The sequence below is a fragment of the Halobacteriovorax sp. RT-2-4 genome, from assembly GCF_047085445.1.
Lineage (GTDB): Bacteria > Bdellovibrionota > Bacteriovoracia > Bacteriovoracales > Bacteriovoracaceae > Halobacteriovorax_A.
Map to the genome: position 1 here is coordinate 791,910 of NZ_JBKIXY010000002.1, position 15,780 is coordinate 807,689.

Sequence of the window (15,780 nt, forward strand, 5' to 3'; positions counted from 1 at the left end):
AATAATAAGGGATGTAAATATGACTGAGAGAACGAAGTATATCGTAGGAAACTGGAAGATGAATCAGAATACTGAAGACGTTATCGCCTTCTTTGATGCTATCGACAGCACGAAACTTCGTCATGAAGCATGGATTGCTCCACAAGCAATCCACATCCCTATTTGTCTGCAAAATACTGATGATTTTAAAATTGGTGCTCAAAATTGTGCCACAGAAAATAGCGGTGCATTTACGGGAGAGATCTCACCTGCATCACTAAAAGATATCGGTGCACATTTTGTTATCATTGGACACTCTGAACGTCGCTCTATCTACAATGAGGACGATGCAACTCTAAATGCAAAAGCAAAGATTGCTCTGGCCAACGACCTAACAGTTATTTTCTGCATTGGTGAAACACTTGAGCAAAGAGAAGCCGGAAAAGTCGAAGAGGTTTTAGCAGAGCAGTTAAGTAAAGGTCTTGCTGATATTGACAGTGTAAACGTTATTATTGCTTACGAGCCAGTTTGGGCAATAGGAACAGGAGTAACAGCAACTCCAGAGCAAGCACAAGAAACTCATGCCTATATACGTCAGTATATAAATGATAATCTATCAATTGATGGAAATAAAACATCGATTCTCTATGGTGGATCAGTTAAGCCTTCAAATGTAGAAGACCTCCTATCATGCAAAGACATTGACGGAGGCCTTGTTGGTGGAGCTGCCCTACAAGCGGACAGCTACATGGGTCTGCACGCTTAATTAAAAGACGTGAACTTTCATTTCTTCAGTATCGTTACAACTTAGTTCCTTGTAGGTTTGAACATCATCGAATGATGGCAAACTTCCCCTTGGTAAGTATAGATTTTTAGTAACTCCTAAGACCGTTCCGTCGGGCTTAGCAAAGACACGCCAGTCTGTTCCCCATTCTGTTGAAAAATCAAACTCACCTAAATATTTTCTTTCTTCTCCAAAATAAATGAGACTATCCACATTAATTTTCATATCACGACGAGCAAACTCTGGGTGGTATGGTAGATAGAATTGAAATTCTTGGCGATCTCCAGCTTTTCCTGCCGGAAGAATTTTAAGAATACCTTGAGGGTTCGTAATAGCAACTTCCATCGAATCTTGAGTTAATGTACGAACACCTTTAACAAGATATCCATTCTCTTTTGCGCAATGAAAGTATTGATTAACTTTTAATAAATCCTCTCTTCCATAAAAATCGTGACGGAAAATAAGAGACTTCTTTTTTAAGAAGAATAGTCTTCTTTTTGTATATCCGAGTTGTCCAACCGATGCCTTTAGTGAAGTTCTAAGTCCTTTTCTAGCATCGATTTTCTCTGTAAATGAATGAGTCTTTAGGTTTGGATTATAACGGTAATGTCCTTCACGTGAAATTTCATCTAAGATTCCCTGAGCATCACAACCAACGAGACCAAGGTAGCGAATATTAGGATGGACTGACTTAAATAGATCCTTAACATCCTTTCCGTTAATACTTAGGACAGCTCCCATATTATTTGAACCTGTCGTATTCTGACTTGTTCCTGCAGCATGAGACGCCCAAAAAACAGCGATATTATTTGGATTATGAAGTTGTCGGCGAAGCTCGTGAAAATCCACACTATGCTTTATGACAATATTGTAGCCTGATTTTTTAAAGTGCTTCTTGAAGATTTTTTCAAGTTTGGGGTCAATCTTCCAACCTTTTGGACGATACCAAACCTTTGGTGTTTCAAGTGAGGTTAATAAAACAACGTTTGGTTTCACATCCTGTGCATACGTGAAATGCGCAGAAACAAACGTTAAAACAGTAAGTGATAAAATAATTAAAGCTTTCATGCCACAAAAAGTAGCATAAAAAAATGAACAGTTAGGCCTAATTAAAGTTAAATTCGAATGTTAAAATTTACTAACAATTAAGCTTTCTACTGAATATCAACTCTTAATGAAACTGGGCAGTGATCTGAGATAAATCGCTGATACCATGAAAGATTCTCAAGTCTCTTTGTGTTTCGACTACTTCCACTACAAGCACGCCAAATTTCAACGTACTTTGTTTCAACTGTATTTGAAACATAGAAATGATCAAAAACATTTCCTGAGCCACCATTACGATAAGTATAATCATAGTCACTCGTTCTTCTTGTCACATTAATTGTATTAAATGCTTCACCTAAAACGACTAAGTCAGATTCTTTATCTTCATAGCGAGTATTTCTGTAAGTATTAAGATCACCTGCAATGACTACAGGCAAATTAGCTTCACGGTATTCTAGTACTCTCTTATTTAAGTTATTAACTTGTTCTAAGCGTTCACTAATTCCATCTGGGCCAGCTTTTAAATGAAGACCAACTAAGTGAATAAGCGGCTGTTTTGAATAACGATCGATAACCTTTCCATAAAGAGCAGGTCTTAAAAACGGACGATTTTCTAATAAAGAGTAAGTAAAATCGTCATCACCTTTTTCAGGAACGATATCAAGTGACTTCTTTAAGCAAATCATTAAGTGCTGGTGATTAAATTGTTCATGACGATAAGAAACACAGTGGTGACCTAGGCCATCCATTAATTGTCCCAATCGTTCAGTGTCGATAACTTCTTGAAAAAGAAAAATATCTGTATTGATATACTTCGTGCTTAAAAATTCTTTGATAAAAGGATCACGATATTCGTCAGTTCTTTGACCAGAGATTTCCCCCCCAAGTCCGTACCAACGTAGATTGAATGTTGTAATTTTTAAACTACTCGCAAAGCTATTTCCAGAGATCGAAAATACCGCTGCAGCACAGGCCAGCCATGGCCAAAGTCTCTTAATTCTTCCCATATAAAAATGGTAAAGAAGGGATTACCGAAGGTCAAAGAAATTATCTATTTAAGTTACTGATATCACTTTGTGACCATCTTTTTTATTGAAATTATTTCTTATAACCTTCTCATTTTGCATCGCGTGGGATACACCATGCTCAAATCTGTAGGGAGACTCAATGAAAAAACTGCTATTTACGACATTAATTGCAAGTAATATCTTCGCTGGGACAAGCTTCTGGGCCCTCTTCTCACCACACCAAGGTGAAGAAGCATTTAATCAAATTTATACAGCAATCGAAGGCGCAAAAGAGAAAGTTTGGCTAACGGTATACAGCTGGTCAGACTCAACAGTAACAAAGAACCTTGAAGTTGCATGCCTTTCGGGTGTCGATGTAAAAGTTGTTCTTCACCCTAATTTAAAAAGTAGTTCTCGCGTAATTGATTATGCCAAATCAATTGAAGATGCCGGATGCGGTGTTAAGTTCGCTTACAAAAAAATGCACGAGAAATTTTCAATCGTTGATGATAAATGGGCATTCAACTCTAGTGCGAACCTTTCAGGTGGTGCAAAATCTCGTTACTCTGAAAACTTTATTTTCAACAATGACTCTTCTGAAGAAGGTCGTACTACAATTAAAACTTTAAATCGAGAATTTAAGTTTCTTTGGAATTCAGGAAAAGATATCTACACTTCACAAGTTAGTGAAGAAAACCTAGCTTCACTTGATCTTTTAGATCTAAAGAATATTCCAAATGAAGAAGAGAATCCTTCATTCGTTTCAAGTTCAATGAACTTCACATACAAAGAATATGCTCCAAGCTCTAAAAGTTACAAGACTGGACGCTACTTAGGAATGTCTCCTAAAAAGGTAGCTGGTCAGAAAACATGGCTAGTTCGCGATGCTATGATTAAGCTAATCAATGAATCTCAAAAGAATATTCTGGTTAATGTTAATCACCTTGTAATTAAAGATGTAGCAGATGCACTTTTAGATGCTGTTAAAAGAGGTGTTGATGTTAAGATCGTTGCCGACAATCAAGAATATAAAACAAGCACAAAATCAAAAGAGATGACTCCTTACTTTGTTTACAATTGGAAGAAGCTTCCAGGTAATAAGAATAAGGTCGCACCAGTAAGAATTAAGTACTACTCTCATGCACCATCTCCTCGTCACTGGGCCCTTAATCACCACAAGTACATGATCTTTGATTATGATGAGAGTGATTTCTCTAAGACAAAACTTATGAGTGGTTCATATAATATTTCAGAAACAGCGGAGCTTACTCAATTCGACAATATGTTCACGTATAAAGGTGAAGTATTTGCACAGCTTTTTAAGGACTTTAAAGGTGAATTCGATAATCTTTGGTTCTTAAATAGAGATGACAATGATAAGCCTTCTCAAGAAGCTTGGGATCGCGTCGCTAAACCATACAACGGAAATATTTATCTTCACACAAAGATGCCTGTTTCCCTTACTTGGCCTGAAATCTATAAAGTAAGAAAGGCCGTTTCAAATGCAGCACCACTATTCTTTAAAAACGCTTACAAGAAACGTGACTGCTATCTTTTCAATCTAGAAAAGCAAATTTTCACTGGTTGTCCAAACTAAATAATTATCAAATCATAATTTTTTAACTCATCAGGTCATAGACAGTACTTGTCATGGCCTCGATGTGTTGATATAAATTGTTGTTAATTTATCTATTTATATTGAAAGGAAATAAATTATGGTTACTGGTTTAATGATTTTTCACGGTGTTGTTTCAGTACTTCTAATCATCGTAGTTCTTCTACAATTTGGTAAGGGTGCGGAAGCAGGTCTTCTAGGTGGTGCTTCAGAAGCCGTATTCACAGGTAGCCAACAAGGAAATATCCTAAGTAAAATTACAGTTGTACTTACTGTTCTTTTCCTAGGTAACTGTATTCTTCTTGCTAAGATTCAATCTGGTAAAGAGTCTAAATCACTACTTGATAGTGCAGCGCCAATCGCAGCTCCACTTAACTCTGATACAACAGCTCCAGCACAAACTGCTCCAGCGACTGAAGAAACAGCTCCTGCTGCAAAATAAATTCAAAGAAATTCTAAGAATATACAAAATAAAAAAAGCTCCCGAAGGGAGCTTTTTTTATTTCTTCTTCATTAATTTTAAAATTGATTCTATTCCTAACTCTTGTGCATATTGGGCAACAGTCTTCCCGTTCGCATCTGGAATATTTGGATCGGCCTTCATTCCTAATAAAGCACGGACATTATCGAAGCGCTTATTCTTGATAGCAATGTGAAGAGGAGTATCACCTCTCTTATTCTTCTCATTTACATCAGCGCCTTTTTTAGCAATATAGTAACGAATTGATTCAGGTGTTGATTTCTTTGCCATAGCAAAGAGTGAAGCTGGCCTTCTCTTCTTGTGAACTAAGCTTACCTCTGGAACAGAAGCAATTCCACGTGACTTTCTTTTTTTAGCAGCTTCAGCGGCCTTGGCCTCTGCAACTAGTTGAGCTTCATTTTTAAACTTATCTTCAACAAAGCTTACTTCGTAGTCGCTAATAACAAATGAGCTATTTTCAATTTCATTAAGATTAATATCTTCAAGTTGCCAGTCTTTCTCTGTTTGCACTACTCGCTTAGGAGTGTCCCCCTTGATATCAAGTTTCTCTTCAGAGATCCCATAAAGGTCTGCAAGGTAACGATACTCAGCTTCCTCACTTTCAGTTAAAAGCATCTCATTACTTTCAACTTTGCTTAGAGGAAGAAGGCCCCCATGCTGCTCAAAAGAACCACATGAAGCAAGAATAACTAAAAATGTTAAAAATCTTAACTGACTCATCAACTCACTTATCGCCACGAAGTTAAGATTTCTTTAGTCGTTCTATGTTTACTTTAAAATTCAGGTATTTAGAAATAAATAAGGCCCGCAAAAGCAGGCCTTAGTCATATATAGAAATTTAAATTAATCTCTAGAATGGGATGTCATCAGCTGTGAATGAAGCGTTCGATGAAATATCGTAACCTTGGTTCATATCATCGTGCTGAGGCATTTCTTGGTTAAATGAGTTGTTGTTATTAGACTGACCCATTGAAGCACCTTGACCAGCAGATGGAGCTGCTCCACCAAGGAATTGAATTGTTCTAGCATTGATTTCTGTTGTGTATCTCTTGTTACCGTCTTTGTCTTCCCAAGACCTTGTTTGAAGTTGACCTTCTAAGTAAGCTTGACGACCTTTTGCTAGGTATTGACCACATAATTCAGCAAGTTTTCCCCAAACAACAACTCTGTGCCATTCAGTTCTTTCTTGTTTTTGTCCGTTCTTATCTGTCCAAGACTCACCTGTTGCTAGTGAGAAGTTACATACAGCCATCCCAGATGGTGTGTACTTAAGTTCTGGATCTTGTCCTAAACGTCCTACTAAAATAACCTTGTTTACACTCATTTGTTCCTCCAATTTTCTTCGCGTATAGCTGAAACAATACTTAAGAATTCAGCTATAACCGCAAGGTTGAGTATTACCTGAATACATTACTACAATAATACGACTTTCCCCTATCGAGAAGTCATAAATAGCTATGCAAATACAAAAAAAAGGACAACTTGCGTCAAGAGCCTGAAATGATATTCATTAAAAATTGAAGGTTCTAAATTTTTTTAATACATGTCTGCAAAAGCTTGCTCAACATTCTCTGGAGCAATTTGAGCATGGCCACCTCTAGTCTGCCAAAACTCTTTTACTTTTGATTTCGCGATACGCACATCCTTCTTGTACCAAGCAGCATCAAAGCCACAGTGAGGACATGGAATTTCTTTTTTGAAGTTTAGTCTAAGCGCTGCTTCAAAGCCTGCCCAGAATAGAAAGAAAGAAAAGATTCCTGCAAAGCTAATAAATGGATAAAGTACACCAGTTGTTGCAACTGTAAGCATGAATACCTGAAGGTAGTTTTTTGCATTCATGTGAGGGTTTGTGACAACTGCCCTTTGAGTGCGACAAAGAGGACAGAAGAATTCAATATGCGCTTTCTTAAATTTGTAAGTACGCGTCTCTAATGGATTAAATGAATTCAATGTCTTCAATTATCGCCCTCCTAAGCATCGACAAAGTAAACATACTTCGACTCCTTAATTTTACCAATTTAGTCGCTGAGAATTAAGCAGGTAAAAAAGGTACCAGGCCCTGTTCTTATTCATCCGTGATTCGAACAAGACCATAAGCCTGGTAGAGATAAGTACTCACAAAAACAAGTACTTAAAGATGACCGAAAGGCCATGGTTAAGGTGGTTAGCCTTGCCTGTACAAACGTTCTACTCCAGGGATTAGGCACCATATCCTTGGTACCTATTTCTATTACAAGTTCAATGCCAACTTAACTCGGTGCAACTAACTAGAAATAGAAAGTGTTCATATCAATTGACGCATAAATGCCACTTTCGGTAGCATTAAGTTACCGGAAAAATAAGGCATTATGACACAACCACAACATTCACATTCGAAAAAATTAGTTAAGAACACGAAAGGCCAAATTAGTATCTTCTTTGGAGTTACACTTGTGGCAATCTTCTCATTCATCGCATTCGTGGTGAATGTTGGACTCTTCGTAAAGGCCAAGATCAATCTGCAAAATGCAGTTGATACTGCTGCTTGGTCGGGAGCCGCTTCTCAAGCTAGACAACTAACAAATATTGCTCACCTTAATTGGGAGATGAGAAATACTTATAAAGAGTGGATGTTTAAGTACTACGTTCTTGGCCAACTTGCGAATGAGAACACTCATGCTAACTCAACAACAACAATGAACTTTGCCTTGAAGCGCTTTGATGAAAGTGGTTCTGACTTTAGTAGTGGTGTTAAGGGTGACCATTACAACGTTCCCTCTATTTGTCTTCACTTTGGCTCTGGTAATAACGAAAACCTTTGTACAATTTATCAAATCCCTGGTCTTCCTCGCTTTCACGTCGCAGGGATTCCAGATGTTAGTGAAGAATTTGAAAGAACAATGGATGCCTTTGTTAATTTAAAAGCAAAGAACTGTATGGTTCGTTCAACTTATAACTTTTCGGCCGCAAAGAATTACGCTTTTGCTGCCGGTGTTTCACAAAATGATGTTCCTATTGCAGCAGCAGATCGAACGGGTGCGTGGATTGAATCAATGGAGCTTGCTCTTAGAATTAGAAATCTTGAGATGATCGTAAACCGCCCACCTATTACACAAGGAATTTGTGGTGGTGGTTCTGCCACTGGTTGCGTTAACCCTGAGCAACTATTTATGGAGAACCAATCGACAGGAATTCCAATTAACGATCGACCACTGAAAGCCTATATGGCCGCTGCAAAAACTCTTGGTGGTGGAATTTTTAAAACAACATTCGACGGTGCATTTGCAAAGTCTTTAGTGCTTTATGAATTAGCTCCAAAGACGTTCACACCTTCACCACAATCGTTATCTAGTTTCCTAATCCCACAAGATGCCAGTTATAACGGCGGTGAACTAGTTGCTTCATCAAAGCGCTATCTTGATCTTGTACCGATGATTATGAATTTCACGACGTTCTTTACAACTTTTGCTCCTACAACTGAAGGTATTTCAACGATTGCAGTTCCTGATTCAAGCGGAACAGCTGCAGAAGCGTCATGTGCATCGACAAAGACTTCACTACCTGTACCTGGCTATATTCTAGGCTTCTATAAGAATCCAAAAGTTGTGACATATTATGCAGTTAAGGCCAAAGCTAAGTACCTTGGTTTACTTAATCCATTTTCGTTCCTAGAAAATAATGGCTTCATCGATATGGCAGCATATGCGGCAGCAAAGCCTTTTGGTGGCCGTATTGGGCCGGCCCTCGTTTCACCAACAGTTGGAAAAGATTATGCTGAATCGAGTTCAAATTCGGCCCGTATTGCAAATGCCTCTGGTTCAAGAAGTGCTAACTTCATTATGGGTTTTACAACAACTGGTGACCCAAGAACAACAGATGACCCTACTGATGGTGTAAAGATTCAGGGCCTACCACTACCGGCAACCTCAGACTTTTTTCTAGATGCTGCTGACACAACTGCTGCAATTGGTGGGATTCCATCAAATGTTGATGTGAAATTTACGATACCGAATATGATCTATAATTTGAATTCGCAAACGACTTCGGAATCAGACCTTCCAACCCTTGCCTACAATCCTAACCCAAGTAATATCACTGGCGAGAAAGCAGGGCTTTTCACAACAAAGCAATTTGTTGATTTAAGGGCAAATATTCCGAACTACACGGTAAATCAGGCCGGGGTGACAGCACAAAATCTTATCGAAGCTTTTCAAAATGTTCGTGCTCCGACAAATTATGATGTTCTCAATTACTTAGTTCCAACAGTTAACAGCTTAGAAACAGATATGACGGCCGATCACTTTCCATCAGTGCGCTATATTGATCCAGCGGCCAAAACTATTGGTTACTTTGCACCACTCTTCCACTCTACTTTACTTTATAAGGACAGGGAGGCCCTGACTGGTGTTCTAACTGATTATATTGATACTCTAAGTGATGCTGTTATCGTTTATCGCAAGGCCCTGGATTTCTATGCAACGAAAGTAAGAAATACTAGTGCTCAAGATCCTACGGCCTATATTGAAGCCTCAAAGGCAATCTTTGATCCAGATGTTGATGGCGACCCAACAACGACTACTGTTGCCCTCCCGATTCCGCAGTGCCAAAAACAAAGTATTGCCTCACGCTTCACTTACTTCATTCTAGGAAAGGATGAAGAAGCAAAGCCAGACAACTGTGAAACGATCCCACTATTAGGGGCCGTAAAGACGTATATTAACACTAAGGCTCAACAAACACAGTCTAACCTCTACTACATTACGACTTACCGCCAGAACAATGAAGCGAACCCTCCTTCACCGTCACTAAATAATAACTCCCTAAGGACGGCATATGCTCCTGGGAAAGATTATGGCGGGGAAAATAATGGACGTTCAGTAAATCCATTCACCAGTAAAAATAAGAATCATCGCCGTAACGCCTATTCAACAAAGCTTATTAGCCTAACATCGATTACAGATACTGCGTCAGGTTACGCGAAGAATGAATCAAATTACATGGAGTTTCAAGCAGGCTTCTCGCCAGAAGGTGAAACTCCAAGAAGCCCTGAAGATGTTAAGGCCACGGGAGATGTCATTTCTAACCCATTGCCAAGAACTGAACTGCAAGAATTTGGTTCGAATTTATACTTCTAATCACTTTACTTAAATTAACCAAGTCCCCTTTAAAATGGCCCTAAATGGGCCATTATAAATAAAAAAGAACTTGCGAAATTTTTAATTTCTTTTATATACTAAGGACGATTTATAACTTTTTCGCGAGGTATATATGGCAAAGAAGAAAGTAGCCAAAAAGACTGCAAAGAAAGCAACTAAAAAAGTAGCCAAAAAAACTGCAAAGAAAGCAACGAAGAAAGTTGCAAAAAAAGCAACAAAGAAAGCGGCAAAGAAAGTAACTAAAAAAACAACTAAGAAAGCTGCAAAAAAAGTAGCCAAAAAAACTGCAAAGAAAGCAACAAAGAAAGTTGCAAAAAAAGCTGCAAAGAAAGCAACGAAGAAAGTTGCAAAAAAAGTAGCTAAAAAAACTGCAAAGAAGGCAACGAAGAAAGTTGCAAAAAAAGTAGCTAAAAAAACTGCAAAGAAAGCAACTAAGAAAGTTGCAAAAAAAGCGGCTAAAAAAGCGACAAAGAAAGCAACAAAGAAAGCAACAAAGAAAGCAACAAAGAAAGCAACAAAGAAAGTTGCAAAGAAAGCAACAAAGAAAGTTGCAAAAAAAGCTGCAAAAAAAGTTGCAAAGAAAGCCGCTCCAAAAACGGCCAAAACAGTCGCTAAGAAAACTGTAAAAAAATCTGCCGATAACAAAGGTCTTTCTCGCGAAGAAGCAATTGCAAAATACAAAGAGAAGCACAAAGATGCTCTTGATTCTCAATTAGCAGACTCTCTAAAAGAATATGAATTAGAAGATAAGCTTGCAGTGGCAGAACAGTCAAAGCTTGAAACGATCGAAGAGACTGAAGATAGTGTAGGACTTGAAGCTGCGGAAGATTACAACGAGCCAGGACCAAACCTACAAGAAGAGTATAATCCTGATGATGAGCAAGATGAGAAAGATGACCTTAGCTTTGGCTGGGGATACAACGATGCATTTGACTCACCAGAAGAAGAAATCTCTACTGAAGAACTTGACGAAGATGAGAGATATGCACTTGGCCTTGACTCATCTGAGGAAGAAGACGAGGACGATTTTTACTAAAATCTATTGATATCGAATATAAATATAAGAAAAGCGGCTTTTGCCGCTTTTTCTATTTGGAACGAAATTATGAAACTAGAATTTTTTTACTATACAGGCTGCCCATTTTGCCATCGCGTTATGGATGTTATTGATCAATTAGGGATTAAGTTAACTTATTGCGATATAATGAATGACACATCGGCCCTAGAAAGGCATATTAATACTACAGGACGAAGAACTGTACCATGTCTCTATATCGATGATAAGCCGATGTTCGAATCTCAAGATATCATTAATTGGCTGATTGCGAATAAAGATAAGATTAATTAATTTTTGAGGAATTTTTAATGGAAGTAAGAGACCCGGTCCACGGATCAATTCATATTCTTAAAGAAGAAGAGCCAATCATTCGCGCGGACTTTTTCCAACGTCTTCGCAATATTAAGCAACTTGGATTTTCTGAATATATTTTCCCAGGTGCCACTCATACTCGCCTCATCCACTCAATCGGTGTAATGAAAGTTGGAGAAATGGCATTTGACCGTCTCTTCAAAAATCAAATCATCACAAAAGAACACTTAAGGATTAAAGAAACTTTCAAGCTTGCCTGCCTTCTGCATGACATTGGCCACGCGCCCTTAAGTCACTCGACAGAAGTCGTAATGCCAAAGCTTACTGATCTTAAAATTCCTCAAGAGTATCTTCTTGATCGCGATAAAAATAGTGAGCGTCAAGCGACTCACGAAGATTATACAATCAAAGCTATCGCAGATAGCTCCCTTGCTCATAGCCTAAAAGAAGTTGAAAGAGTCTTTGGAGTTGAAAGAAAGTATATTGCTGATTTAATTCGCGGTGAAACTAGTGATCACGACTATTTTAAAATCGATGGAATTAGCTACTTCCCTCTTCTCCATCAATTAGTTTCAAGTGAACTTGACTGCGACCGCATGGACTACCTTCTAAGAGATAGTTACTTCTGCGGAGTTAGTTATGGTTCTTACGATCTTGACTGGCTTCTTGATAATCTTGAGCCTGCAATTATTGATGGCCAAGCTACACTTGGTATTTCAGAAAGAGCAGTTATTACTTTTGATGACTTCCTACTAAGTCGCTACCACATGTTCATCATGGTTTACTTCCACTACCGTGCAGTTTGCCTTGAAAAACTTTTACAACGCTATTTTAAAACTTCTCCATATGAATATTTAATCCCGGCAGATATTGAAAAATATATTGAGCACGACGATTATCACCTTATGAAGATTTTAAGACACTCAAATAATCCTTACGCAAAGGCCATTGTTAACAATCAAACGCCTGAAAAGATTTTTGAATCTTTCAACTCTTCACAATTGGCAACTCTTGAGAAGGTTCAAGCCTATCTAGAGTCTATCAATCTGGAAGTTATTCGCTCATCTTCAACTGGACGTTTATCTAAGTATTATGCAGCAGATAGACCAAAGGACAAGGGGCAATACACGATGAAAGTTGTAAGGAATTCAAAAATGGGTGGAATGACTGAATACTTCGATATTAACGAAGCAACTGATCTATTCCATAAATTTTCGAAGTCTCACGCAATTAATAGACTTCATTGTGACATGGACAAACTAAGCAAAGAGAATTTAGCAGAAATTAATAAAATTATTTCTTCAAATTAATCTTTGAATCTTTGGACTAGCCTCATGGGGCCCGTCTATAATAAATAGATATGAATAAGTTTTCACTTTATGTGCTATTAATTTTGCTTTATCTCGGTATATCGAAGAGTTTTTCTCCGTCTGAGAAGAGAACAATATTTGTTCCTAATGCGAATGCGTATGCAAATATATTTAAGGGCTCACCAATTTCAGTTATTCTTGAAAGAGAATTTTCTACTGGTGCTCTGATTAAGACTTATCACCATCGATACCAAATCATTCATGCCTTCAAAGCACCCCAAAGAATTAACGTCAGGATTTCTCGAGAGTTCTTCTTGGAGAATCAAAATAATATTGGGATGTCTTTATTTAGAAGATATGAAAATGATGAAAGCTCAACAGTCCCAATGCCTCCTGGTTCAATCTATATCGGCTCCCCTGCTTATGGAACATGGAGAACATCTGATTCAGGACAAAAAGTATGGCGCTTTCACCGCACCTACAAAAACTTTCCTCAAATCTTTCACTGGGGTGAATTTACTCCAACATATGACTTTTATCGCAGAATGATTGTCTTAGAAAAGGCAAGCTCTCCTTTCTATGGCCTAAATAATGAATTTGGGACAAACGGAACAGTGACTACGGCACACTATGCGTTCAAGAAAAAAAGTGAAAATAAAACAACACTAAAAGACATACTTAAGAAATATACAAGTTTACCTAAGTGGGAACAAAAGAATGAATGAGTTATACGATAAATTAATTATTCGAATTATTTTTGCACTAATTATTTGCTTTATTATTTATATTTATAAGCAAGCTCATTTAATTCTCTTTCCATCAATTAAGCATCAAATTCTAAAGAAATTCTCTCCATCAAAAAACTCTACTGATACAATTCACCTATTTGGAAGAATTATTGGAATCGGAATAATTTATTCGAATATTGTAATAAATGTTTCAGATGGAATGTATTTTGCACTTGGACAATTATTTTTAGAGTCGATAATGGTAATCGCACTCTACCTAGCTTCACTGTATATTTTAGAAAGTATTGTTCTTTATAACTTTGAATATGCTGATGAAATTTTACGTCGTAAAAACTATGCTTACGCTATTATATGTTTTTCTCACTCAATTTCTTTGGCCTATATTTTAAAAACTGTTATTAAGGTTTCAAATAGTTCTCTTATAATGACGCTTTTTCTATGGCTCTTTGCTGTGGTTCTCATTGGATTCTGTTCAAAGACATTTCAGATTATTTCAAAGCTCTCTTTTAATAGACTACTTGTGCAAAAAAGCTTGGCGGTTGCCATCTCATACATGGGATTTATTTTAGGGCTTTGTACGATTATTTCATCATCACTTGATCACTCTCTGCAAGATATTAAGTGGTACACGATTCAAGTTATTTTAAAAATCCTACTCTCTATTATTATCATTCCAATTATTCGTAAAGGCCTTATTTGGGTCTTCTCAATTCAAGATGATCTACAGATTAAGAAGGATGATACTGACGATTCAAACCTTAGTGTTGAACTTGGTTATGGTATTTATGAAGGTGCAATTCTCTTCACTTCATGCTTTTTAACAACGGTTATTACTGGGAATATCTATTACGGAAATTTTTACCCTCTCTTCTAAATAAGGGTACATTCCTTCATTCCACTTTTTATTTGGCCGATAAGAAATTGGAACGAGGAGGATTTTCGTGGATTTAAAATATTTTCAAATGCTAGATTTTATCAATACTAGACTAACTAATATTGAACGCAACCTTGCTAAGATTGACGAAAAGGTCGACTTCTCTGTTTCACTTCAAAGAAATCATTTAATTCGCGTAAAAAATGGTGAATTCATCGATGATAATATGATCTTAATGGGACTTCCATATAATGACCTTTCTCCTCGCAAAGCCTTTGATGTCTACGAAGATAAGGATATGGATTATATTATTTTAGATATCACACCTAAGGATTATGAAAAACCTGTAAAGCTTGAAGGTGCTATTCATATTCCGTATGAAGAACTCGATCACCGCTATGTTGAGATTACAAATAAGACAACACCTATCCTAGTGATTAGTGAGGATGGACTTAAATCAATACAAGCATGCGAAAAGCTAGTAAAGAAAGGTTTCTTTAACGTAAATAACGTTTCCGGCGGCTATAAATTTTGGCCGGCAACTCAAGGTTCAGTTGTAGTTAAAGTAGCTTAAACTTCTTAAAAATCGAGAGATAGGTTGAGTTGAATTCTCGACTCTAGAGTTTGCCTTTCAACATTACTTAATTTGTTGTGCATATTCTCAAGAGTAGACTGAATTCTTTCAAGCTCAACCTCTCCAATTCTTCTCGAATAATTACCTTCAATTAATTCAAGAACATCAAAGAGAGAGAACTTAAACTTCTCACCATATTCAGTTAAGTAAACGCGTTGTTCACGCTTATCAACTTCTGAAGATTTACGAACGATATAGCCACGCTTTTGTAACTCATTTAGATGGCTTGTCATTGTTTGTTTTTTTAGGCCACAAGAAGATCCAATCTCCTTGATAGTTGGTCCTTCGTTTTCACAAATATAAACTAGAATTTCAAGAAAACTTGGCCTTAAGTCTGTAAAGCCTTTGTCTTGTAGATAACTAAGAATGTGATTACTGTAGATACGATAGATCTTCTTCAGTAAACTTCCAATTGCAGATACGTGCTTCATTGCATACCTCACTAACACGAATATTGTAGCGAGATAAAAAAGACATAGTCAAATATTAGTACTATTTTAATCAAATCTTAAAATGTTCTCTCAAAACGGTGAATTAACTCATAAGGTACTGATTTCACGATAATTTGATCTTCGCTCCCCTGAGCTCCCCCATCGATGACATCAGTATTCGGAATTTTCATATCAGTTGTATGCACATATTCGAAATCTAGACCTAGATTCCACATATCTTCTTTAAGGCGATCAAATAACTCGAACTCACTATCGAAACCAGCACCAAAGGCCTGTGGCGCGGATAGTATTAAGACAAGTGTTAAAAAATTGATCATCTTTTTTAGCATATTTGCTCCATATTA

17 protein-coding genes are annotated in these 15,780 nt (G+C 37.3%); 10 read left to right on the forward strand and 7 right to left on the reverse strand.

Annotated elements, in window-relative coordinates:
- Positions 1–19 precede the first annotated feature (19 nt).
- Complete coding sequence (gene tpiA, locus ACMAYL_RS14260; protein WP_412463403.1) at positions 20–745, forward strand: triose-phosphate isomerase; 726 nt, start codon at positions 20–22, stop codon at positions 743–745.
- Here the strand turns inward: tpiA and ACMAYL_RS14265 are convergent, their stop codons facing one another.
- Together ACMAYL_RS14265 and ACMAYL_RS14270 are read right to left on the reverse strand one after the other, a co-directional pair.
- The gene (locus tag ACMAYL_RS14265; protein WP_103217872.1) at positions 746–1,831 is read right to left on the reverse strand and encodes a hypothetical protein; all 1,086 of its coding nucleotides are present in this window, start codon (positions 1,829–1,831) and stop codon (positions 746–748) included. It abuts the gene before it with no gap.
- A gap of 86 nt (positions 1,832–1,917) precedes the next feature.
- Entirely contained in the window at positions 1,918–2,817 is a 900-nt protein-coding gene (locus tag ACMAYL_RS14270) for an endonuclease/exonuclease/phosphatase family protein (RefSeq protein ID WP_103217871.1), read from the reverse strand.
- A 160-nt stretch (positions 2,818–2,977) separates the two neighbouring features.
- On the opposite strand from ACMAYL_RS14270, the gene ACMAYL_RS14275 reads away from it, so the two are divergent.
- Both ACMAYL_RS14275 and secG read left to right on the forward strand, forming a co-directional pair.
- The gene (locus tag ACMAYL_RS14275; RefSeq protein WP_412463404.1) at positions 2,978–4,414 is read left to right on the forward strand and encodes a phospholipase D-like domain-containing protein; all 1,437 of its coding nucleotides are present in this window, start codon (positions 2,978–2,980) and stop codon (positions 4,412–4,414) included.
- Between the two features lie 118 nt (positions 4,415–4,532).
- On the forward strand, positions 4,533–4,874 hold the full coding sequence (gene secG, locus ACMAYL_RS14280) for a preprotein translocase subunit SecG (RefSeq protein ID WP_103217869.1): 342 nt from the start codon (positions 4,533–4,535) through the stop codon (positions 4,872–4,874).
- Positions 4,875–4,931: 57 nt separating this feature from the next.
- Here secG and ACMAYL_RS14285 read toward each other — a convergent pair whose 3' ends face one another.
- The 3 genes from ACMAYL_RS14285 to ACMAYL_RS14295 form a co-directional block, all read right to left on the reverse strand.
- Positions 4,932–5,633: an ankyrin repeat domain-containing protein gene (locus ACMAYL_RS14285; protein ID WP_103217868.1), complete on the reverse strand. Its 702-nt coding sequence runs from the start codon at positions 5,631–5,633 to the stop codon at positions 4,932–4,934.
- Positions 5,634–5,763: 130 nt separating this feature from the next.
- Complete coding sequence (locus tag ACMAYL_RS14290; RefSeq protein ID WP_103217867.1) at positions 5,764–6,237, reverse strand: single-stranded DNA-binding protein; 474 nt, start codon at positions 6,235–6,237, stop codon at positions 5,764–5,766.
- A gap of 212 nt (positions 6,238–6,449) precedes the next feature.
- Positions 6,450–6,872, reverse strand: coding sequence for a hypothetical protein (locus ACMAYL_RS14295; protein ID WP_103217866.1), 423 nt, complete (start codon positions 6,870–6,872; stop codon positions 6,450–6,452).
- 389 nt (positions 6,873–7,261) lie between these two features.
- Between ACMAYL_RS14295 and ACMAYL_RS14300 the strand changes: the two genes are divergently transcribed.
- The 7 genes from ACMAYL_RS14300 (at position 7,262) to ACMAYL_RS14330 (ending at position 14,924) form a co-directional block, all read left to right on the forward strand.
- The gene (locus ACMAYL_RS14300; protein ID WP_103217865.1) at positions 7,262–10,027 is read left to right on the forward strand and encodes a Tad domain-containing protein; all 2,766 of its coding nucleotides are present in this window, start codon (positions 7,262–7,264) and stop codon (positions 10,025–10,027) included.
- 133 nt (positions 10,028–10,160) lie between these two features.
- Positions 10,161–11,084, forward strand: coding sequence for a histone protein (locus tag ACMAYL_RS14305; protein WP_412471278.1), 924 nt, complete (start codon positions 10,161–10,163; stop codon positions 11,082–11,084).
- Positions 11,085–11,153: 69 nt separating this feature from the next.
- Entirely contained in the window at positions 11,154–11,396 is a 243-nt protein-coding gene (locus tag ACMAYL_RS14310; RefSeq protein ID WP_103217863.1) for a glutaredoxin family protein, read from the forward strand.
- 17 nt (positions 11,397–11,413) lie between these two features.
- Complete coding sequence (locus ACMAYL_RS14315) at positions 11,414–12,727, forward strand: HD domain-containing protein (protein WP_103217862.1); 1,314 nt, start codon at positions 11,414–11,416, stop codon at positions 12,725–12,727.
- Positions 12,728–12,777: 50 nt separating this feature from the next.
- The gene (locus tag ACMAYL_RS14320; RefSeq protein WP_103217861.1) at positions 12,778–13,452 is read left to right on the forward strand and encodes a hypothetical protein; all 675 of its coding nucleotides are present in this window, start codon (positions 12,778–12,780) and stop codon (positions 13,450–13,452) included.
- Positions 13,445–14,350, forward strand: coding sequence for a hypothetical protein (locus tag ACMAYL_RS14325; RefSeq protein WP_392993328.1), 906 nt, complete (start codon positions 13,445–13,447; stop codon positions 14,348–14,350). Before ACMAYL_RS14320 ends, ACMAYL_RS14325 begins: the two co-directional genes overlap by 8 nt.
- Before the next feature lie 67 nt (positions 14,351–14,417).
- On the forward strand, positions 14,418–14,924 hold the full coding sequence (locus ACMAYL_RS14330; RefSeq protein ID WP_103217859.1) for a rhodanese-like domain-containing protein: 507 nt from the start codon (positions 14,418–14,420) through the stop codon (positions 14,922–14,924).
- Between the two features lie 5 nt (positions 14,925–14,929).
- On the opposite strand, the gene ACMAYL_RS14335 is transcribed toward ACMAYL_RS14330, so the two are convergent.
- Both ACMAYL_RS14335 and ACMAYL_RS14340 read right to left on the reverse strand, forming a co-directional pair.
- A complete protein-coding gene (locus ACMAYL_RS14335) occupies positions 14,930–15,415 on the reverse strand; it encodes a MarR family winged helix-turn-helix transcriptional regulator (RefSeq protein ID WP_103217858.1) in 486 nt (161 codons plus the stop codon).
- Positions 15,416–15,492: 77 nt separating this feature from the next.
- Positions 15,493–15,765, reverse strand: coding sequence for a hypothetical protein (locus ACMAYL_RS14340; RefSeq protein WP_103217857.1), 273 nt, complete (start codon positions 15,763–15,765; stop codon positions 15,493–15,495).
- Between the last annotated feature and the right edge of the window lie 15 nt (positions 15,766–15,780).